Source organism: Halomonas sp. YLGW01 (genome assembly GCF_014840935.1).
In the GTDB taxonomy this organism is placed as follows: domain Bacteria; phylum Pseudomonadota; class Gammaproteobacteria; order Pseudomonadales; family Halomonadaceae; genus Onishia.
This window is the reverse complement of the sequence record NZ_CP062005.1, coordinates 1,402,431-1,423,483: the sequence shown is the minus strand read 5'-3', so window position 1 is coordinate 1,423,483 and position 21,053 is coordinate 1,402,431. Positions and strand designations below refer to the sequence as shown.

18 protein-coding genes are annotated in these 21,053 nt (G+C 66.6%); 11 read left to right on the top strand and 7 right to left on the bottom strand.

Features of this window, described 5'->3' with window-relative positions; genetic code table 11:
- Positions 1-89 precede the first annotated feature (89 nt).
- From IEJ03_RS06655 to IEJ03_RS06645, 3 genes are all read left to right on the top strand, one after another.
- Complete coding sequence (locus IEJ03_RS06655; protein ID WP_242458071.1) at positions 90-1,022, top strand: alpha/beta hydrolase; 933 nt, start codon at positions 90-92, stop codon at positions 1,020-1,022.
- Positions 1,023-1,161: 139 nt separating this feature from the next.
- Positions 1,162-2,205 carry an asparaginase gene (locus IEJ03_RS06650; RefSeq protein ID WP_192036874.1) on the top strand — a complete coding sequence of 348 codons (1,044 nt, stop codon included), beginning with the start codon at positions 1,162-1,164 and terminating at the stop codon, positions 2,203-2,205.
- A 291-nt stretch (positions 2,206-2,496) separates the two neighbouring features.
- Complete coding sequence (locus tag IEJ03_RS06645; protein ID WP_192036873.1) at positions 2,497-2,733, top strand: DUF2789 domain-containing protein; 237 nt, start codon at positions 2,497-2,499, stop codon at positions 2,731-2,733.
- Positions 2,734-2,782: 49 nt separating this feature from the next.
- Here the strand turns inward: IEJ03_RS06645 and IEJ03_RS06640 are convergent, their stop codons facing one another.
- Positions 2,783-3,193, bottom strand: coding sequence for an SRPBCC family protein (locus tag IEJ03_RS06640; RefSeq protein ID WP_192036872.1), 411 nt, complete (start codon positions 3,191-3,193; stop codon positions 2,783-2,785).
- A gap of 189 nt (positions 3,194-3,382) precedes the next feature.
- Between IEJ03_RS06640 and queC the strand changes: the two genes are divergently transcribed.
- Genes queC through IEJ03_RS06620 form a run of 4 tightly spaced genes read left to right on the top strand, consistent with a single transcriptional unit; the run spans position 3,383 to position 5,946 of the window.
- Positions 3,383-4,171, top strand: a complete 789-nt coding sequence (queC, locus tag IEJ03_RS06635) for a 7-cyano-7-deazaguanine synthase QueC (protein ID WP_192036871.1) — start codon at positions 3,383-3,385, stop codon at positions 4,169-4,171.
- The gene (queE, locus tag IEJ03_RS06630) at positions 4,164-4,805 is read left to right on the top strand and encodes a 7-carboxy-7-deazaguanine synthase (RefSeq protein ID WP_192036870.1); all 642 of its coding nucleotides are present in this window, start codon (positions 4,164-4,166) and stop codon (positions 4,803-4,805) included. The genes queC and queE overlap by 8 nt, the downstream gene beginning before the upstream one ends.
- A complete protein-coding gene (locus tag IEJ03_RS06625) occupies positions 4,805-5,650 on the top strand; it encodes a 6-carboxytetrahydropterin synthase (protein ID WP_192036869.1) in 846 nt (281 codons plus the stop codon). The genes queE and IEJ03_RS06625 overlap by 1 nt, the downstream gene beginning before the upstream one ends.
- Positions 5,647-5,946, top strand: coding sequence for a YkgJ family cysteine cluster protein (locus IEJ03_RS06620; protein WP_242458070.1), 300 nt, complete (start codon positions 5,647-5,649; stop codon positions 5,944-5,946). The genes IEJ03_RS06625 and IEJ03_RS06620 overlap by 4 nt, the downstream gene beginning before the upstream one ends.
- Before the next feature lie 172 nt (positions 5,947-6,118).
- On the opposite strand, the gene IEJ03_RS06615 is transcribed toward IEJ03_RS06620, so the two are convergent.
- The 3 genes from IEJ03_RS06615 to IEJ03_RS06605 all read right to left on the bottom strand — a co-directional run bounded on the left by IEJ03_RS06615 (position 6,119) and on the right by IEJ03_RS06605 (position 11,386).
- Entirely contained in the window at positions 6,119-10,015 is a 3,897-nt protein-coding gene (locus IEJ03_RS06615; protein ID WP_192036868.1) for an AAA family ATPase, read from the bottom strand.
- A 223-nt stretch (positions 10,016-10,238) separates the two neighbouring features.
- Positions 10,239-10,877: a tRNA-(ms[2]io[6]A)-hydroxylase gene (locus tag IEJ03_RS06610; protein WP_242458069.1), complete on the bottom strand. Its 639-nt coding sequence runs from the start codon at positions 10,875-10,877 to the stop codon at positions 10,239-10,241.
- A gap of 74 nt (positions 10,878-10,951) precedes the next feature.
- Positions 10,952-11,386, bottom strand: coding sequence for a DUF1289 domain-containing protein (locus tag IEJ03_RS06605; protein WP_192036866.1), 435 nt, complete (start codon positions 11,384-11,386; stop codon positions 10,952-10,954).
- Positions 11,387-11,826: 440 nt separating this feature from the next.
- Here IEJ03_RS06605 and acnB point away from each other — a divergent pair, with 440 nt between their 5' ends.
- The 4 genes from acnB (at position 11,827) to IEJ03_RS06585 (ending at position 16,917) form a co-directional block, all read left to right on the top strand.
- Complete coding sequence (gene acnB, locus IEJ03_RS06600) at positions 11,827-14,427, top strand: bifunctional aconitate hydratase 2/2-methylisocitrate dehydratase (protein WP_192036865.1); 2,601 nt, start codon at positions 11,827-11,829, stop codon at positions 14,425-14,427.
- 338 nt (positions 14,428-14,765) lie between these two features.
- A complete protein-coding gene (locus IEJ03_RS06595; RefSeq protein WP_192036864.1) occupies positions 14,766-15,365 on the top strand; it encodes a porin family protein in 600 nt (199 codons plus the stop codon).
- A gap of 145 nt (positions 15,366-15,510) precedes the next feature.
- The gene (gene rraA / locus IEJ03_RS06590) at positions 15,511-15,990 is read left to right on the top strand and encodes a ribonuclease E activity regulator RraA (protein WP_192036863.1); all 480 of its coding nucleotides are present in this window, start codon (positions 15,511-15,513) and stop codon (positions 15,988-15,990) included.
- A 45-nt stretch (positions 15,991-16,035) separates the two neighbouring features.
- A complete protein-coding gene (locus tag IEJ03_RS06585) occupies positions 16,036-16,917 on the top strand; it encodes a glycine betaine ABC transporter substrate-binding protein (protein ID WP_192036862.1) in 882 nt (293 codons plus the stop codon).
- A gap of 101 nt (positions 16,918-17,018) precedes the next feature.
- Here IEJ03_RS06585 and IEJ03_RS06580 read toward each other — a convergent pair whose 3' ends face one another.
- The 3 genes from IEJ03_RS06580 to IEJ03_RS06570 form a co-directional block, all read right to left on the bottom strand.
- Positions 17,019-18,041 carry an XdhC family protein gene (locus IEJ03_RS06580; protein WP_192036861.1) on the bottom strand — a complete coding sequence of 341 codons (1,023 nt, stop codon included), beginning with the start codon at positions 18,039-18,041 and terminating at the stop codon, positions 17,019-17,021.
- 73 nt (positions 18,042-18,114) lie between these two features.
- A complete protein-coding gene (locus tag IEJ03_RS06575) occupies positions 18,115-20,439 on the bottom strand; it encodes a molybdopterin cofactor-binding domain-containing protein (RefSeq protein ID WP_192036860.1) in 2,325 nt (774 codons plus the stop codon).
- On the bottom strand, positions 20,426-20,953 hold the full coding sequence (locus tag IEJ03_RS06570) for a (2Fe-2S)-binding protein (RefSeq protein WP_192036859.1): 528 nt from the start codon (positions 20,951-20,953) through the stop codon (positions 20,426-20,428). The genes IEJ03_RS06575 and IEJ03_RS06570 overlap by 14 nt, the downstream gene beginning before the upstream one ends.
- Positions 20,954-21,053: the final 100 nt, after the last annotated feature.

Here is a 21,053-nt window from a genome sequence, read left to right as displayed (position 1 = left end):
TTTTCATGTCCGGACAGGCACGCCAGGCTGTACAAAAACGATGCAAGAGCTATACAGTAGGGCGGATTCAGGCCCACGGAGCCCCACCCATGCGCGCCGCTTCTTTCCTGCCACGCTCGCCGCTACTTTCACCACTACGCTGGATGGTCCGGCCACTGGCCGCCCTGCTGCTGCCTCTGTTGGTGGCCGGCTGCGCTGCCTATCCGCTGGGCCTCGACGACACCACCACCGGCGCCGACACGCGACGCCTCAACGACGTGACCTACAGCCCCGAGGACTGGCCGGAGGTCCTGCAGGCGGATATCCACCTCCCCTTCACCCCGGATGACCCAAGCCTCAGGCCCGCCGCCCTGGTGGTGCATGGCGGTGGCTGGCAACGGCGCAGCCGCGAGGACATGGACGCCATCGCCGCGCGCCTCGCCCAGCGCGGCTTCGTGGCCATCAATATCGACCATCGCTTCGCACCCACCTACCGCTTCCCCGCCCAGCTGCACGACCTGCAGCAGGCGATGCACTGGCTCCATGACCAGGCAGAGCGCTATCGCATCGATACCGACCGCATCATCGGGGTCGGCTATTCCTCCGGCGCCCACCTCCTCAGCCTGCTGGCCGTGATCGATCCGGACAACCCGCTTGATCGCCCCCACGGAGGGCCGGAGGCGCGCCTCGCCGGCGTGCTGGCCGGCGGTACGCCCACCGATCTATTGAAGTTCGACGACGGCCGCCTGCTCAAGGACTTCATCGGCGGCACCCAGGCCGAGCGTCCGGAGCGCTATCGCCTGGCGTCGCCGCTGCGCCAGCTCGGAAAGATGGCCCCGCCCTTCTTCTTCTTTCACGGCAGCGCGGATGGCCTGGTGCCGGTGGAGCACGCCGAGGACTTCCAGGCCGCCCTGCGAGACCGCGGCGTCGCCACTCGACTGGAACGGCTCGCGCTTCGGGGGCATTACACCGCCTTCCTGTCGGCCGGCCCGGCCATCGAGGCCGGCCTCGATTTCCTCGAGCAGCAACTGGGCTCGCCCTGATCCCTGTTACGTCTGTCCAAGTCAGCCTCGAACTTCCGTCACTCACTTGAGCCACTCGATCACGCCCTCGACTTGGCCACAGCTGGCGCGGCATCGGGTATCATGACCGCCTCATTCCCCATGCTGACAGGAGTCCTCCATGCACGCGCCGCGCCCTCCCCTGCTGATCATCTACACGGGCGGCACCCTCGGCATGGTCGAGACCCCTCAGGGCCTCGCACCCGGCGGCGATTTCGAGCCCCGCCTGCGCGAGGCCCTGAACCGCCTTCCGCCGGCACGCCGCGCCAGCCTGCCGGACTTCGACTTCATCGCCACGCCCTCGCCCATCGACTCGAGCGGTGCAACCCCTGCCGACTGGCAGGACCTGGCGAGCCTCGTCGACCAACACCAGCAGGCCTATTCCGGCATCGTCATCCTGCACGGCACCGACACCCTGAGCTGGACCGCCAGCAGCCTGGCCTTTCAGCTGCAGGGCATCGACAAGCCCGTTGTGGTGACCGGCGCCATGCATCCGCTGGAGGCCGAAGGCAGCGATGCGCTCGACAACGTAGAAGGCGCCCTGCGCTTCGCCGCCCTGCCCGACCTTCAGGAAGTCGCCCTCTACTTCGCGGGACGCCTGTTGCGTGGCGTGCGCGCTCGCAAGTGGAACACCCAGGCCGAGGACGCCTTCATCAGCCCCAACCACCCGCCGCTCGGCGAACGGGTCGACGATGCGCCGGTGCTCTACCCCGGCCGGGGCCTCGCCGAGCATCAGCGCGGCACTCGGCGCTTCGAGCTGCCGGACTATCGAGCGCTCGGTCCCTCGCCGGTGGTGCGCACCGCCCTCTGGCCGGGCATCACCGCTGCCCAGCTCGGCGCCTTGCTGCTCGACGATCGCGTGAAGGGTGCCCTGCTGGAGGTCTGGGGCGGGGGCAACATCGCCGATGACCCGGCACTGGTCGAGGTCCTGGCCCAGGCCCGCGGCGAAGGCAAGCTGGTGACGGCCATCAGCCAATGCCCTGAGGGTCGCATCGATATCGGCGCCTATGCGGCCGGCCAGGGGCTCGCACAGGCCGAGGTGCTGGCCGGCGATGACATGACGCCGGAGGCGGTCATGACCAAGCTGATTCACCTCTTGGCCCAGCCGCTGAGTGACGAGGACCGACGCCGGCACTTCCTCACAAGCCTAGTCGGGGAACGCTGAGCGATGGCGGTTCTTCCGCTATGGTGATGGCAAGCGCCGGCCACGGCGTGTCAAGCTGAACGGCAGACGGCAAGCAGATGCCGCCGACAGGATCGCAGGGCACGACACGCCGGCCCATAGCGACGACAGAGCGACAGACTAGAAACGAAAGACCAGAAACGAAAGACCAGAAACGAAAGACCAGAAACGAAAGACCAGAAACGACAGGGCAAGCTACCGGGCCGTACGGCCCGGCATGTCGGAAATGGATCCATGCGGCACCGACCGGTCCTCATCACAAGGAGCATCACCATGGAACATGGCGTACACCCCTTCAGTGAACTCTTCGAACAGCTTGGCCTCCCGGCCGATAACGCTTCTATCCAGGCCTTTATCGAGCGACATGCTCCGCTGCCCGAGGAGATGGGCCTGGCCGAGGCCCCCTTCTGGAGCCCGTCCCAGGCCGAACTGATTCGCGGCGCCCTGGAAGACGATGCCGACTGGGCGGAAGTGGTGGATCATCTCAACGCGTCACTGCGCAAGACCTGAGTTTTCCGGCCCTCGAGCCTGACCGTCGAGCTTGGCCGGCCCATGACGATCACAGCCGCGCCTCGACCCGCTCGAGAATCTGCCGGCTGACCTTGTTCACCAGCGGACGGGCCGCCTTGTTGACGGCTCTCTCCACCAGGCGATTCTTGATCACGTACTCAAGTGTTAGCGCCACATGGGTGCCCTCGGGCACCGGCGTGAGCCGATAGCAGCCCTGGTTCTTCACCCCGTCGATGGATTCCCAGGCCAGTCTCTCGGGCGCCCGGGATTCGGTGATCGCCACATCGAAGGCCCAGTCGACACCCACCGCCCTCACATGCCAGCGGTAGCGGGCGTCGCCCAGCGATTCGATGGACTCAATCAGGTCAGAATACTCGGCGAAGTCCTCGACCCGCTGCAGCAGCTCGAAGACGCGCTCCGGTGTCGCCGGCAGTGTCGCGCTATGTTCGATGGTGGCCATGTCGACTCCCGGTGCTGATGCGCTGATCCCCCGAGGGTAACCAGCCAGCCCCGCCAAGGCCAGCCTGCCGCCGCCCGCACTGGCCAGCGCCCGCGCCAGTCTCTACAATGCCCGGCTCGTCCGGACCGGATCCCGGGCGTCCGCGCCGTCAGGCCGCGGCCCAAACAAATTCTCCGAAAGGACATCCCCATGACCTCTTCGACTCCCCGTGCCGTGGTGATCTATTCCGGCGGCATGGATTCCTTCACGGTGCTGCATCGCGCACTCCGCGAGGGCTACGAACTCCACGCCCTGTCGTTCAACTACGGCCAGCGTCATGCCCGCGAGCTCGAGACCGCCAGGCAGGTCTGTGAGGAGCTCGACATCCCGCACCAGATCGTCGATATCCGCGCCATCCACGGCCTGATCGACGGCTCCGCCCTGACCGATGCCTCCCAGACGCTGCCCGGCGGCGACTACGACGCGGACAACCTGACCGCCACCGTGGTGCCGAACCGCAATATGATCCTGCTGTCACTGGCCATTGCCCAGGCGGTGAACATCGGCGCCGATCGCGTCTTCTACGGCGCCCACGGCGGTGATCATGTGCTCTACCCGGACTGCCGACCCGAATTCGTCGACAAGATGAATGCCGTGGCGGCCATCGCCAACTTTTCCCCGGTGACCATCGAGGCGCCTTATCTGCACAAGCGCAAGGACGAGATTCTCGCCGACGGCCTCGCCATGGGACTGGACTACGCCCATACCTGGACCTGCTATCTGGGCGAGGATCTGGCCTGCGGCGACTGCGGCAGCTGCCGCGAGCGACTAGCGGCCTTCGCCCACCATGGCGTGACGGACCCGCTTGGCTATTTACAGCGGCCCGAAGCCGCCGCAGCTCAGCGGCCCGACAATAACGCAGAAGCTGCTCCGTCACAGCGGCCCGGGACTGATTCAGACGCCGCCGCTGACACAAGCGAAGGTCGCCGCGATGTATAGCGTCAAGGAAGCTTTCTATACCCTGCAGGGCGAAGGAGCCCGAGCCGGGCGTGCGAGCGTCTTCTGCCGTTTCACCGGCTGCAACCTATGGTCGGGGCGCGAGCAGGATCGCGCCACCAGCGCCTGCCGCTTCTGTGACACCGACTTCATCGGCACCGACGGCCAGAACGGCGGCCGCTTTCAGGGCGCCGAGGCACTCGCCGATCATCTGGCGGCGTTGTGGCCCGCCGTGCCCGGCGGCCGGCGCTACGTGGTCTTCACCGGCGGCGAGCCGCTGCTGCAATTGGATACCCCGCTGATCGAGGCGCTGCATGCCCGTGGCTTCGAGATCGCCGTGGAGACCAACGGCACCCTCATGCCGCCGGCCGGCATCGACTGGCTGTGCGTCAGCCCCAAGGGCGATACCACACTTGCGATCACCTCAGGCGACGAGCTCAAGCTGGTCTATCCGCAACAGGACGCACCGCCCGAGCGCTTCGCCGGACTTAACTTTCGTCATTTCTACCTGCAGCCCATGGACCTCGCCCCGCTGGGCGGCGACGGCAACACAATGGCCGCGGTCGTCGACTACTGCCTGGGAGCGCCCCAATGGCAGCTGTCGCTGCAGACCCACAAGATTGCGGGGATCGACTGATGACACTCTTCGTCAATGGCCTGACGCATCTCGATGCCTCGGCCTGGTGCCCCCGCCGCGGCCTGATCGGCATCAGCTGGCAGGTGGATGTCGAGCTCGATGGCGAGCTCGGCGAGGATGGCATGCTGTTCGACTTCGGCCACGTCAAGCCGTGGATCAAGTCGCGACTGGATGACGGCGCCGACCACACCCTGATCGTGCCCACCGAGGCACCGGGGGTGACGATCGGCGACTGTGCGGAAGGCCTCGCCATCCGCACCACCACGCCCTATGCCATGGAGGTGCGGGGCCCGCGTCAGGCCTTCACCCTGGTACCCACGGCCGAGATCACGCCGGAAGGGCTGGCCGCACGCTTCGCCGAGGAGATGATGCAGGCCCCGCCGCCACGGGTCAGCGCGATTCGCCTCGCTTTCTCGGATGAGCCGATCGCCGGCGCCGCCTACACCTACAGCCATGGCCTGCGTCGCCACGACGGCAACTGCCAGCGCATCGCCCACGGGCACCGCTCGCCGCTGCATGTCTGGCAGGCAGGCGTTCGCGCCCCGGCCCTGGAGGCCGCATGGGCCGAGCGGCTGGCGGATCGCTACCTGATCGACGAGAGCGACCTCCAGGACGATCGCGAGGCCGCCGCCCTGGGCGAACTGACGACGCGCTATCACGCCCCCCAGGGCGCGTTCTTCCTGCGCCTGCCTAAGGAGCGCTGCGTGATCCTTCCGACGGCCACCACCATCGAGCAGATCGCCACCTGGCTTGCCGGCGAGATCGCCCGGGAGACCGGCCAGACCACGAGAGTCCAGGCCTTCGAAGGCATCGGCAAGGGAGCCATCGCGGAGCGAACGCCATGAGTCGGCTGATCGTCAGCAGCCCGGCCATGGCGCCCTCCGACGCCGATGGCGGCTGCCGTCCGGGCTGCGGCGCCTGCTGCATCGCCCCCTCGATCAGCTCGCCGATACCCGGCATGCCCGAGGGCAAGCCCGCCGGGGTCCGCTGCGTGCAGCTCGATGAAGACAACCTGTGCCGGCTGTTCGGCGACCCCAGTCGGCCCGCCGTCTGCGCCCGCTTCGACTTCGACCCCGAACTGTGTGGCGATCACCGCGAGCAGGCGCTGGCGCGGATCGCCGCCTGGGAAGCCATGACCTGACGCGACGGCGCCATGTCGCGGGCCGATGTGGTTGCCCCGGCCCGTTGGCCGGCCAGTCCGCGTGAGCCATCACACCGCTCGACCTTCCCGACAATCGGGCCTGGCCGAAAAAAGGGCTCATCCGCCAGGCGGATGAGCCCTTGTCGTTGGAGGCGCCCGACGAGAAGCCGCGCTAGGCGCGAGCCGGCGAGGCCAGTCGGTGGTCGAGCAGGGTCCGCCAGCGCACCAGCACCGGCGCATCGCTGATACTCACGGTGCCCAGCAGCTCACGAAACACGTCCCTGGCCTTGGTGTCCTGCGGGTCCACCAGGGTCAGCCACAGCTCCAGCGCATTCAGCTGATGATGCAGGTTGCCGTGCTCCCGGGCCTGCTCCAGCGCCTGCTCGGCCAGCCGACGCACCTCCTCGACCGGATGCCCCAAGCGATGACGCACCCGGGCCAGCTGAATGGCCAGCTCCGGCATGTACAGCGAGCTGCGCTCCTGGGCCACCAGCAGGCACTGATCGAGATAGTTCTCGGCTCGCTCGTCCTCGCCAGAGGCCACCAGGGCATCGACCCACCACAGCACCGGCGTCTGGTAACGATGGCGGCCGGAGATGGCATCGAACTCCTCCATGCAGGTCTCGATCACCTTGAGCCCCTGACGATCCCCCGCCAGGGCCCGCTGCCAGCCCAGAAGGCTCTGGGAGGACATCTGCCACAGGTGCAGGTCCGGAGTGCCGGTGAGCTCGAAGGCTCGCTGGGCGCGACGACTGACCAGGTGCACATGCCCTAGCTGGCGGTAGACGGCGGCGGCATACATCAGGGCCATGGCCAGCGATCCCGGGTGATTGAAGCTTTCCGCGAGGCGAATCGCGGCCTCCGCCTGAACCTCGGCGCGGCGATAGTCGCCCCGCAGGCATAGCGCCCAGCCCTGATAACAGGCCGCCGCGACCTGGGGATGGTCCGAGAACGGCAGCCACTCGATCATCATCGGCTGATGGAGCGGATCGACCTCTTCCAGGTGAGCATAGGCCTGGCGAATGCTACCCGCCCAGTATTCGCAACTGGCGCGGGCATAGTCGGCCAGGCGTAGGTAGCGCGGGTCCTCGAGCCGCGAGGCCAGGTCGGCCAGCTGCGAGGCCAGCGAGAAGGCGTCGGCATGGGCATGGCGCTGGCTGCAGCCGACCCAGAGCCCCCACTTGACCAGGAAGCGCTGCTCGATATCGGCCTCGTCATCGGACGATTCCTGCGACGCGGCCTGCTGAGACGCCAGCAGATCCCGCGCCCGCACGAAGCTCTCGTGAGCCGTCGGCGAGGCATGGCCCTCCATGGCGAAGGCCGCCTGGCCGCGTACCGTCAGCAGGCTGATCTCGCGCTCGGTGCTGTCCTCGGCCTGGCGCAGGCTGGCCAATCCCTCGTCGGCCATCTTCAGGGCCGTGCGATTGGCGCTGACCTTCAGGGCCTCGCGGGCGGCGAGCTCGAAGTAGCGGGCGCCGCGCGCATAATGGCCGCTGCGCCGCAGGTGGGTCGCGAAATCCCCCGGATGACGGGAGATCCACACCGGGAAGCGCTCCTCGATCAGGCTGACCACCTGACGATGAATGCGCACCCGGACGTCCCGCGGGCAGGACAGATAGGCGGCCTCCTGCAGAAGCTGATGACTGAACTGATACTCGCACTCGGGGGTTGTGGTGCAGGGCTCGATCACCTCCATGCGCAGCATCTGCTCCAGTGCCTGCTTGAGGCGTGCGGCTTCCCAGCCGCTGCATTCCGCCAGGAAATCGACCCGGAACTGCCGCCCCAGGACGGCGGCGATCTGCGCCACCTCGCGATCGGCATCCAGCTGGTCGATACGGCTCGCCAGCAGGCCCAGCAGGCCCTGGGGCAACTCGTCGACCTGCACGCTGCGCCCCTCCCGGCGCTCCATGTCCAGGCGGCGGCAGATCTCCTGCAGATACAGCGGGACCCCATCACAGCGCTCGATCAGCTGGCTGCGCAGTCGGGGGCTTAAGTGCAGACGATAGCGACGCGCCAGCTGAGAGAGCAGGTGCGAGGACTGTTGGTTGTCCAAGCGGCCCAGGGTGATCTGCTGGTCCCAGTGCAGCTTGGTGGGCAGCGATTCGCGGCCATGATGGCTGGCCACCAGCAACAGCGGACAGTTGATCGGCAGGCGGGTCTGCAGGGCCGCCAGCACCTTGTAGGACGGCTCGTCGAGCCACTGCAGGTCATCCAGCATCAGCACCAGGGGGCGATCGAGGGTCAGGGTCTCGATCAGCTGCTGCATTAGCCGGGCCACCAGCTCGACCGCCTCGCCGCTCTGGATCAGGACCGTCTCGTCGCTGTGACAGACGCCCAGCGCCTCGGCCAGCAGCCGACGCTGATGCTCGTCGCCGGCCAGCGCCGGGTAGTCATCCAGCACCTCGTTGAGCTGTGCCTCGTTGGGCTCTTCTCCCAGGTGCCAGCGCAGCAGGGTTCTCGCCACGCTGTAGGGCGTCTGGGCCGCCATGCGCGTGGCGGGTTGCCAGCATATGGCCGCCTCGCGACTCTGCTCGAGCTGGCGAAAGGCCACCATCAGGGCAGACTTGCCCATTCCCGAGGCGCCTCGTACCAGCACGCTCTGGCGCAGGCCGATGCCGGCCCGGGCCAGGGCGTCACGCAACTTGCGCAGATCGGCTTCGCGGCCCACCAGGCTCGGCGGCAAGGCATCGCGGCCACCTTCGTTCACGCCGAGCACCAGCGCCCGCAGGTGCACCTTGCCGTCGCAGGCCACCAGCCGCGAAGTCAGGCGCGGCTGCAGGTCCAGCGCCGGCGGCATGTGCTGGCTGGATTCGTGGGAGATCACCAGCTCGCTGCCATCCGCGGCGCTCATCAGCTCGAGGGAGCGTTGCGTCACCTGACCGAGCGGGTCCACCAGCTGACGCTCAGGCACATACACCACCCGGCCGCTGTTGAGGCCGGCCGACAGGGTAAAGCGAGGCATCTCGCCCTCCCCGGACCAGCGGCGTTGGCTTTCCTCAGGCAAGGCGGCGCGGCAGTGCTCATAGAGGGCGACCAGCTCGGCGAGCTGGTGGGCGGGCCCATGGGTGCCGAAGCAGGCCAGTCCCAACCCGCCGGTGGCACCGGTCAGCCAGAAGCCGCCGAGGTGATGGCACTGCTCCTCCAGCCATCGCAGCAGCTCGATCTGCAGGCGCAGGCAGGCACAGGTCTCGGCGCGCTCCTGCCAGTCACCCTCGAGAGTCAGACGGATGGCCATCACCGACAGCTGGCGCTGCTCGATCTCGTCTTCCTGAAGAGGCGTGCTGTCGGGGGCCAGGGCGCGGGAAAAGGCGCCCTGCGGGGAGATGGGGGCCATGTCGGCCTGGCCGTCGGACCAGTACCTGGCCAGCTGAAGGAAGCTGAGGTCGGGCTGCTGACCGGACAGCGCCAGCAGCTGCAGGTAGGCGTTGTACTCTTCATGGGCGGCCGCCGACTGTCCCTGTTCGGCCAGCTGACGCACCAGGCACTCGTGAAAGGGGCCGTAGCCGGAGAAACGACTCACCAGGGTACGCAGCAGCGCCTCCGGCACGTCATCGTGCTCCTCGAGCACCGCCTCGGCGAAGGCAATCACCCGCTGGCGCCATTCGTTGCGCACCTGGAGCAACCAACGCTGGAACTCGGCACAGGCAGAGAGCTGCAACTCCTCGACCAGATCACCCCGATAGGCGTCGAGAACGGTCTCCAGGGTCGGGATATCCGCCACCCCGTCGAGCAGCTCGTGCAGCTGATGCAGATCGAAGGCCCAGCGTTCCGGCAGCTGGAAGGCGATGGTCTGACGGGAGACCGCCAGCACCTGGTCGGCCTCGTCCCCGAGGGACTGACGAAGACAATGCAGGGCATGACGAAGGTTGGTGCGGCCCGAGGACAGGCCCTGATCCGGCCACAAGAGCTCAGCCAGGGTCGCTCTGTTGACTGGCTGGTCATGGAGCAGAAGGTAGACCAGTAGGGCCTTGACCTTGTCGTAGCTGAACTGGGTCAGACAGTCTTCGCCCAGGGTCAGGGAGAAGTGCCCGAAAAGCGCTAACTGCTCGTTGACTGAGGGATCACGCATCGTGTTGGTTCCTGCGTTATTGTCTTCCTGACTCGGACAACCCAATCACGCTTTTCCAGCGAGCTTGCCGAGCCATTTATTGTGTGTAACGCGTGAGCGTTTCGTCCCCGGCATCCTTGGCCGAGTCACGCCTCTGGCTGGCCCTCGATTGCCTCTACCTGCCGCCTCGTTCTCTTCCCGGGCCGGGGCATCGCCAGGCGACACCCCTGACCCAGGAGCTCCCTCAGGCGGCGGCAGGCACACCACTATGGAAGCGGAAGTCCTCATCCGGTTCACAGATCAACTGGCGTTCACGATCGGCAAAGAAGGCAATGCGCGTCTCCACGCTCGTGTCATTTGCCTCGGCGGCATAACGACGGGCCAGCATCAGATAATCTTCGTAATGGCGCCCTTCCGACTTAACCAGACTGCGGTAGAACTTGGCAAGTTCGGCATCGAGATGAGGGATCAAGCGGGCGAACCGCTCACAGCTACGCGCCTCAATATAGGCCCCGATGATAAGGATATCGATCAGGCGGCCCGGGTCGTCGCGACGCACATGGCGCCTCAGCCCCTCGGCGTAGCGGGACGCACTGAGATGGCGATAGTCGATGCCCCGCTTCTCCATCACGCGAATCACCTGCTCGAAGTGCAGCAGCTCTTCCCGTGCCAGCTGCGACATCTTGGTCAGCAGCAGGGGGCGGTCGACGTAGCGATACATCAGGCTCATCGCGGTCGAGGCGGCCTTCTTCTCGCATTGCGCATGATCGATCAACAGCAGGTCAGGGTGGGCAAGCGCCGCTTCGATCCAGGCATCCGGGGTCTCGCAGGCCAGAAAGTCCCGCAGCTCGGCGGGTAACAGGTCATCGACGGTCTCTAGCATCGTGTCTCGAATAGTCATGTGGTGGGTAAGGGTGATAACAGGGGCGCTGACAGGAAGGTGCGTGGGGTGCCGCTTCAGCCTGAGGCCTCACGCCGAGCCTCGGCCGCCGCCATCAGGCGCGGCACCAGCCGGGCATGCAGCTCGGCGGGCGTGAGGTCTCGGCCTTCGGCCACCGTTTCCAGGCCATAGCGCGACAGGTCCCGGATGCGATCACGCCCGACGCGCAGCAGCTCCACCGCTTGAGAAAGCGCGGGCTGATCGGTGCGATGGCGAATGCCATGACGCTCCAGCTGGGCCTTGAGCATGCCGGCATCGACCACCCGCAGCAACTCGGCGGCGACCTCCTCCCGCAGGGCATCCAGATCGGCAAGGCGGCGATCCCGCTCTTCCGACTCGTAGGCCGGCCAGTCGCGGATCTCGTCGGCATGGCGCTGGCAGCCCCGGCAGACATCGTCCCCCACGGTGGTGGAACACAGCCCGACGCAGGGCGAAATGATTCGGCGTGTCATGGCTCTCCCTCTTGGCTGCCCCTATCTTACCCGGCTCGCAAAGCACACGACACACTTCCCCAGCCCGTGTCTGCTCCACCGCGCCACGCCCCCAAGACTTGCTCCTCATGCCTTACCTTCACATACCTTGTACCTCGCCCTCACATACCTTATCCCTTGATCCCCCTCCCCCCACACATCGCGCCTCCCCGATCGGTTCCGGCCGCCTTCGACCTGACGCCGAGGCAGCGCCACGCGCGCCTTCTCGGTCAAGGGACTCGACCAAGGGACGAGGCCTCACGACGGGGGCTTGCTTAACATTGTCGACAAATTCACGTACACTTCATCGCCTCCCGAAAGACGCATAATGAACGTCCCGGAGCGCCATGATCGACGACCTCATGCAGTCGATGTCGTCGGGCCGAGGTGCTCTGGCAGATCAACTTGATGAGGGTCCCTCCGTGCTTGAAGCCTATCGCCAACATGTCGAAGAACGCGCCAGCCAAGGCGTGCCGCCCAAGCCGCTGAATGCCGAGCAGACCGCCGCGCTGATCGAACTGCTGAAGAACCCGCCGGCCGGCGAGGAAGAATTCCTGCTCGAGCTGCTGACCGATCGCATCCCGCCGGGCGTCGACGAAGCCGCTTACGTGAAGGCCGGTTTCCTGACCGCCATCACCAAGGGCGAAGCCGAGTCCCCGCTGATCGACAAGACCCACGCGGTCAAGCTGCTCGGCACCATGCAGGGCGGCTATAACATCGTGTCTCTGGTCGAACTGCTCGACGACGACAGCCTGGCCAAGGAAGTCGGCGAACAGCTCAAGCACACCCTGCTGATGTTTGATGCCTTCCATGACGTGGAAGAGCGCGCCAAGGCCGGCAACGCCGTGGCCAAGGACGTTATCCAGTCCTGGGCCGACGCCGAGTGGTTCCTGGCCAAGCCGGCGCTGGAAGAGAAGATCACCCTGACCGTCTTCAAGGTGCCCGGCGAGACCAACACCGATGATCTGTCCCCGGCGCCGGATGCCTGGTCACGCCCGGACATTCCGGTGCATGCCAACGCCATGCTCAAGAACCCGCGCGACGGCATCAACCCGGAAGAGCCCGGCAATATCGGTCCGCTCAAGCAGATCGAGGAAGTGAAGGCCAAGGGCTTCCCGGTCGCCTATGTCGGCGACGTGGTCGGCACCGGCTCCTCGCGGAAGTCCGCCACCAACTCTGTGCTGTGGTTCTTCGGCGACGACATCCCCAACGTGCCGAACAAGCGCGCCGGCGGTTTCTGCTTCGGCGGCAAGATCGCACCGATCTTCTTCAACACCATGGAAGATTCCGGCGCCCTGCCCGTCGAGATGGACGTCGAGAAGCTCGAGATGGGCGACGTCATCGACGTCTACCCGTACGAAGGCAAGGTCTGCAAGCACGATACCGACGAAGTGGTCAGCACCTTCGAGCTCAAGACCCAGCTGATTCTCGACGAAGTGCGCGCCGGCGGCCGTATCCCGCTGATCATCGGCCGTGGCCTGACCGGCAAGGCCCGTGAATCCCTCGGCCTCGAGCCGTCCGACGTCTTCCGCCTGCCCGAGCAGCCGGCCGACACCGGCAAGGGCTTCACCCTGGCCCAGAAGATGGTCGGCAAGGCCTGCGGCCTCGACGGCGTGCGTCCGGGCATGTACTGCGAGCCGAAGATGACCACCGTGGGCTCCCAGGACACCACCGGTCCGATGACTCGTGACGAGCTCAAGGACCTGGCCTGCCTCGGCTTCCAGTCCGACCTGGTGATGCAATCGTTCTGCCACACCAGCGCCTATCCGAAGCCGGTCGACGTGGAGACCCACCACACCCTGCCCGACTTCATCATGAACCGCGGCGGCGTCTCGCTGCGTCCGGGCGACGGCATCATCCACTCCTGGCTGAACCGCATGCTGCTGCCCGACACCGTCGGCACCGGCGGCGACTCCCACACCCGCTTCCCGATGGGCATCTCCTTCCCGGCGGGCTCGGGCCTGGTGGCCTTCGCCGCCGCCACCGGCGTGATGCCGCTGGACATGCCGGAATCCGTGCTGGTGCGCTTCAAGGGCAAGCGCCAGCCGGGCGTCACCCTGCGTGACCTGGTGCACGCCATCCCCTACTACGCGATCCAGCAGGGCCTGCTGACCGTCGACAAGTCCGGCAAGAAGAACGCCTTCTCCGGTCGCGTGCTGGAGATCGAAGGCCTCGAGGATCTGACCGTCGAGCAGGCCTTCGAGCTGTCCGACGCCAGCGCCGAGCGCAGCGCCGCCGGTTGCACCATCACCCTGGGCGAGGACTCGGTCGCCGAGTACCTGAAGTCCAACATCACCCTGCTCAAGTGGATGATCGACGCCGGCTACGGCGACCGTCGCACCATCGAGCGCCGTATCCTGGCCATGGAAGAGTGGCTGGCCGATCCGAGCCTGATGCGCGCCGACAAGGACGCCGAGTATGCCGAAGTCATCGAGATCGATCTCGATGCGATCAAGGAACCGGTGCTGTGTGCCCCGAACGATCCGGACGATGCCCGCCTGCTGTCCGAGGTGGCCGGCCGCCAAATCGACGAGGTCTTCATCGGCTCGTGCATGACCAACATCGGCCACTTCCGCGCCGCCGGCAAGCTGCTCGAGAAGCAGCCCGCAGGCAGCCTGAAGACCAAGCTGTGGCTGGCACCGCCGACCAAGATGGACCAGCACCAGCTGACCGAGGAAGGCTACTACGGCATCTACGGCCGTGCCGGCGCCCGCATGGAAATGCCGGGCTGCTCGCTGTGCATGGGTAACCAGGCACGGGTGGCACCGAAGTCCACCGTGGTGTCCACCTCGACCCGTAACTTCCCCAACCGCCTGGGCGACGGCGCCGATGTCTTCCTGGCCTCCGCCGAACTGGCCGCGGTGGCCGCGGTCGAGGGTCGTCTGCCCACGGTCGAGGAATACCAGAGCTACATGGGCGAGTTCGACGCGATGGCCGGTGAGATCTATCGTTACATGAACTTCCATGAAATCGAGGAGTTCCAGAAGGCCGCCTCGAACGTGATTCCGGTCGCCGAAGCCTGAGACCGGGACACCCCGAAATCGACGATGCTCGCACCATCGCCGGTACGTCAGGTCGCTGACGGCATAGCGCCGACAGCGGCCATGACAGGCCGGAGTCGATGACCCAAGCGCCCCGCCATGCTTACCAATAGCGTGTAGGGCGCTTTTTTTATGTCTCGATCGCAACAATAACTCACGCGTCGTTACTGCCCTGACCTTGTTATCGAACAGTGTTTTTATTACCTTGCTAAGGTCATTCCGCTTTACCCGTCTCGACCCGTGTTTGCCCGGCAGGACGCCCATCGCGCGGGACACCCCGCCGCATCGGTCCATCTGGTACCGACATCAAGGAGATACCCATGACACTTCGTACTCTGCTTACCGCCTCCATAGCCACCGGTCTTTTCGCCTCGGCCCCGGCCGTGCTCGCCGCCCCGAATGCCGACGGCCTCTACCTGGGCCTGGGCACCGGGTTCAGCTCGCTGGAGAATGACCGGGACGACGTCGACGACTTCATCGAGTCCGGCTCCGAAGACTTCGAGGTCGACGATGACGACAACGTCTTCAAGGGGTTCATCGGCTATGAGCACAACCGCTACTTCGCCACCGAACTCTTCTACGCCGACCTCGGCCACACCCGCCTGAAGGGTAACAACGTCGCCAACACCGACCTCGAGTCGAGCGCCTACGGCCTCAACCTGGTCGGCCAGTTGCCGGTCACTTCCTGGTTCACGGCTTTCGCCAAGGCCGGCGTGGCCAAGTGGGAAACCGACGTGGATGGCAACCTGGGCAACGCCAACCTGGATCTGGAGGATAACGACGGCACCGACCCGGTCTACGGTGTTGGCGCTCAGTTCAACTTCGATCCGTTCCTGGTACGTGCCGAATACGAGCGCTACGACCTGGACAGCGACTACAAGATCGACACCTTCACCGCCTCGGCAGGCCTGCGCTTCTAATCAAGCAACCGGCGGCCAGCACACCCGCCCAGCGAAGGGCGGACGAAAAACGCCGGGCCATGGCCCGGCGTTTTTTGTACGCTGTCTCGGATTCCTCAAGGCCGAGGTTGTGGCACCATCGGAGTTTCAGCTCAAGGAGAATCCCATGACTTCCATCGTGACGCCCGACATCTGTGACGCCCATCCCGAGGTCGAGGTGCTCGACCCCATCTTCGTCAACGTCGGTGGTCGCGAGGCCTTCGCCGGCCCGGTTCGCACCGTCAAGTGCTTCGAGGACAACTCCCGGGTCAAGGAGGCCGTGGCCGAGCGCGGCGACGGCGCCGTGCTGGTGGTGGATGCCGGCGGCTCGCTGCGCTGCGCGATGCTCGGCGACATGCTGGCCGAACAGGCGGCCAGCAACGGCTGGGCGGGCGTGGTGATGTACGGCTGCGTGCGCGATGTCGATGTGCTGGCCGAGACGGATCTCGGCGTTCAGGCGCTGGCCACCCACCCCCGCAAGAGCGAGAAGCGTGGTGAAGGCCAACGGGACATCGCCGTGACCTTCGCCGGCGTGACCATCACCCCGGGGCAATGGCTCTACGCCGACAACAACGGCATCGTCATCGCCAACGAACAGTTATCATGACCGCCTCTTGAGGCACCCCCTACCCTCTGTTGCTGGAGATTTTCGATGTACTTACGTTCCCTGCTCGCTTCCGCCGGCCTGTTGCTCGGCGCCGTTAGCCCCCTGGCTCAGGCCGACACCCTGCGTCTCGGCATCGGCGAATGGGCCACCGGCCAGGCCAGCACCTATGTGTTGAAGGCCGTCCTCGAGGACGCGGGCCATGAGGTGGATGTGCGCTCCGTGAGCCTGGCCGCCATCTGGCAGGGGCTATCGGTCGGCGAACTGGATGCCTTCACCGGCGCCTGGTTACCGATCACCCAGGCCGGCTACTACGAAGGCACCGCCGATAGGATCGAGGATCTCGGCCCCAACCTCACCGATGCCCGCGTCGGCCTCGCCGTGCCGAGCTATGCCGAGGCCACCTCGATCGCGGATCTGGCCGATGCCGGCGAGACCTTCGGCCAGCGCATCCACGGCATCGACCCGGGCGCCGGCATCATGGCGCTGACCGAGCAGGCCATGGAGGCCTACGGCATCGCGGACTGGCAGCTGGTCGCGGGCAGCGATGCGGCCATGAGCCAGACGCTCAAGACCGCCATGTCCCGGAAAGAGCCGATCGTCGTCACGGCCTGGGCGCCGCACCCGGTCTTCTCTGATCGCGCATTGCGCTACCTCGACGATCCGCAGGGCATCTATTCCCGCGACGAGCAGATCCACACCGTGACCCGCCAGGGGCTCGCCGAGGAGAAGCCGGCGATCACCGCCATTCTCGATCGCTTCCAGTGGACCCTCGAGGACATGCAGGACCTGATGGCCGCCAATCAGGCCAACGGCGAGTATGAGGTCAATGCCCGGGCCTGGGTCAACTCGCACCCCGACCTGGTCTCCAGCTGGCTCGGCCAGCATGCCGATGAGGGCATGGACAAGGGCGTCGATACGGTCGACTGACGGCCCCCTTGCCGCGTGACCTAGAGAAAAAGAAAAGCGAAGAACGAAAAGCGCCCGGCCACATCGGTGGCCGGGCGCTTTTCTTTTATGCCCCGTCCTGCTTACAGGGTGGTCCGCTCGCGACCCCGTCGCACCCGCACGATATCGGCCATCACCGCCAGGGCGATCTCCGCCGGCGTCTTGCTGCCGAGCTGAAGCCCGATCGGCATCTGGATGCGCGCAAGCTCGGCCTCGGTGAGGCCACCGCTGCGCCGGAGCCGCTCGGCGCGAGCCGCGGAGGTCTTCCGTGAGCCCATCACGCCCATATAGAAGGCCTCGGTCCTGACCGCCTCGATCATCGCCAGATCGTCGATGCGCGGATCATGGGTCAGGGCCACCACCGCGGTGGCCCCGTGGCAGCCACCGCCGGCGATGAAGGCCGAAGGCAGCGTCTCGACCCGCTCGACGCCAGGCAATGTGACGCCATCGAGCACCTCGGGGCGAGGGTCACAGAGGATCACCTCGAAGCCCAGCCGCTGCGCGAACTCGGCGCAGGCCTCAGCCACCGGTGACATCCCCGCCAGCACCAGCCGCGCCGCCGGGCCAACCCGCAGCCGGACGGCGCCCGGGGACTCGTCTTCTTCCGCCTCCGGCCAGATCACCCGCTCACCGAGGCCGGAATCATCTTCGAGATGAGTCTGGCCACTGGCCAGGTCGACATGCCGAAGGCGCGGTCGCTGGCCGGTCAGCGCCGCCTCGAGACCCGAGAGATGCGCGAGGGTCGCCTCGCCGGGTGGCAGGCGCTCGACCAGCACTTCCAGGATGCCGCCACAGGGCAGGCTAACGCTTGGCCCATCCAGCCCCTTCTCTTCCTCACTCTTACCTTCGCCCGCACCATCGCCATAGCGCACCCGCTGCACCGGCGCCTCGAAGGCGCCGTCGACGAGACGCTCGAGAAAATCCTCCTCGACACAGCCGCCGGACAGCGAGCCCGCATGGCGACCGTCGCGCCGCGCCACCAGCCAGGCGCCGGGCTCCCTTGGCGAAGAACCGAAGGTCGAGAGCACCGTGCACAGCCACAGCGTCTCCCCCTCCCGCGCCCACGAAAGCGCCTGGCGGATCACCGTCAGATCAAGGTGTTGCATGATAGGTCTCACTCAGGAAGGCCCCGCCCGGACATGCCGGGACGGGGCTTCTGGGACAGGATCAATGGCTTACCTAGAGGGCGGCCTTGAGCGCCTCGGCGCGCATCGGCATGTCGCGCAGGCGAACGCCGACCGCATGCTGGATGGCATTGGCGACGGCGGGCGCCACTACCGTGGTGCCCGGCTCCCCCAGCCCCACCGGCATGGCATCGCTGTCGACGAACTCGAGATCCAGCTCCGGCACCTGGTGCATGCGCAGCGGCGTGTAGGCCCCCAGGTTAAGCGCCTTGGGCTTGCCCTTCTGGTACTCGGTGCCCTCGTGCAGGGCCATCGAGAGCCCCCACAACAGAGAACCCTCGAGCTGCGCCATGGCGCCGTCGGGATGCGCCAGGGTGCCCGCATCGGCCACCGTGGTCAGCCGCTCCACCTTGACCGACCCATCGCCGCGATCGACCTTGACCCGGGCGATACAGGCGACCCAGGTCGGCATGTTGCGCTCCTGACCGAAGGTCAGGGCCACGCCCATGCCCACGTCCTCGGGCAGGCTATCGCGGCTGTCCCAGTCGGCCTTGGCCATGGCCCGCTCGAGCACGGCCTTGAGGCGCTCGGCACCGCCAACGCTGTGCGGCGCCTGGCCCGAATTGCGGCCCTCGGCCTTGAGCAGGTCGAGCCGGAAACGTGCCGGATCCTCGCCGGCGGCCAGCGCCAGCTCGTCGATATGCTGCTCCACGGCCCAGGTGGTCCAGCCCGGTCCCACCGAGCGCAGGTAACCCGGCACGAAGACCTCATGCGCCTTGTGGTTCTGCTGGGCCCAGACGCGCTGGGCGCCCACGTCGTACCAGTGATCGGCCCCGCTGATGGCGAAGGAATCGACCTTGCCGCCGTTCTCGACCGGCTCGGCGAGGAAGGCCGGCGCCATGGCGGCTGAGGGCCAGCCGGCGGCGGCGGCATGCTCGGAGGCCACCACCTTGCCGTTGCCGTCGAGCCCCGAGCGCATTCGCTGCACCGAGGGCGAGCGCACGCAGTCAAGCCGCGTATCGTCGGGGCGAGTGAACAACATCTTCACCGGGCGCCCCAGAGCCTTGGCCGCCAGGGCCGCCGGAATGGTGTAGTCGCCGTAGAGGCGCCGCCCGAAGCCGCCGCCCAGGTAGTACTGATGCAGGGTGATCTTGCTGGCATCGACCTCGAGGGCCTTGGCCAGCATCGGCACCGCCAGCGACTGCTGCTGGTTGCCGCAGTGGATGTGCCAGTGGCCGTCTTCCTCGACCACGGTGGCGTTGACCGGCTCGAGCTGGAAGTGCAGCACGCTCGAGGTGGTGTAGGTGGACTCGACCACCTGGCTGGCGCCCTCGAGAGCCGAGGGGGCATCACCGATATCGACGAACAGCGAGCCATTGTCGCGGCTCGGCGCCTCGACCAGGGCCTGGCCCTGCGCCTGGATGTCGGCCTCGGTGATCTCGAAGCTATCGCCGCGCTGCCACTCGACCTTGAGGGCATCGGTCGCGCGCATCGCCGCGGAGTAATCATCGGCGATCACGGCGAGCCAGCCCTGGCAGACGCCGGAGGGGTCATCGAGGGCAATGGTCTGGCGATAGCCCTCGATCTGCCGGGCGGCGCTGTCGTCCACCGAGGTCGGCCGGGAGCCGAAACGGGTCGGCGGCAGGACCGGGCGGGCATAGAGCATCTTGTCGACGGTGACATCGATGCCGTAGATCGCCTCGCCGTTGACCTTGGCCGGCACGTCCAGGGCGCCGCCCTTGGTGCCCAGCACCCGGCGCTCACCGACCGGCTTCAGGGTGATCTGCTTAAGCTCTTCCTCGGTGAAGGTGCGCTCGAGCCCTGCTTGAGACACGATCTCGCCATAGCCGATCGCCCGGTCACCGCTGATGACCTGGCCCTGACGGGCATGACAGTCGGCCGGATCGACGCCCAGCAGCTTGGCGCCGGCCTCGATCAGGGCGATACGGCCGGCCGCACCGGCCCGGGACAGCGGCAGGTAGCTGTGGTGCACCGACCAGCTGCCGCCGGTGACCATGTAACCCCACTTCGGATCACTATCGACGTAGACCACCTCGATGGAGGACCAGTCCGCCTCGAGCTCCTCGGCGACCAGGCGTGCCAGGCTGGTGGCGACATGCTGGCCCATCTCGGCCTTGGTGATATGCACGGTCACGGTGCCGTCCGGGGCGATGGCATACCAGATCGTCGGCTCATAACGCCCGGCAGCCAGCGACTCGCTGGCGGAGCCGCCGCTTGCGGCACTGGCAACACCGGACAGGCCGAAGGCTAGCATCGCCGAGCCGGCCATGGTGCCGATCAAAAAGCCGCGACGCGTGATGCCCTGAGCGTCGCTGCCGTTGGCCTCGACGGCCGCCAGCTGATCCTCAAACCTGGCCATGGGTCACCTCCTCGCGGGTCGGGTCGAAGTGGCCGACGCCGGCGGTGGACGCCTGGCTAGCCTGGCCGATCTCGGCGGCGCGCTTGACCGCCCGATGAATGCGCACATAGGCCATGCAGCGGCACAGGTTGCCGGCCATGGCCTGAGTGACCTCCTCATCGCTGGGGTCAGGGTTGCGGCTCAGGAAATCCGCCGCCTGCATGATCTGGCCCGACTGGCAGTAGCCGCACTGTGGCACCTGATGCTCGCGCCAGGCCTGCTGCAGCGGGTGATCGTCATTCTCCGACAGCCCCTCGATGGTGACCACGTCGGCACCTTCGGCGGCGGAGACCGGCAGCACGCAGGTGCGGGCGGCGGAGCCATTAAGATGGACGGTGCAGGCGCCACACTGGGCGATGCCACAGCCAAACTTGGTGCCGGTCATGCCAAGGTGATCCCGCAGCACCCACAGCAGTGGAGTCTGCGGGGACACCTCGACGCTGACCGGCTTGCCGTTCAGGGTAAAACTGGCCAAGGGGATTCTCCTTCAGGAAATGGTTGCGGACACACTGTCGCCATCGCCATGCGACGTGAACCAGCGGTGAACAGCATTATCGCAGGATGTACAAGCTAAC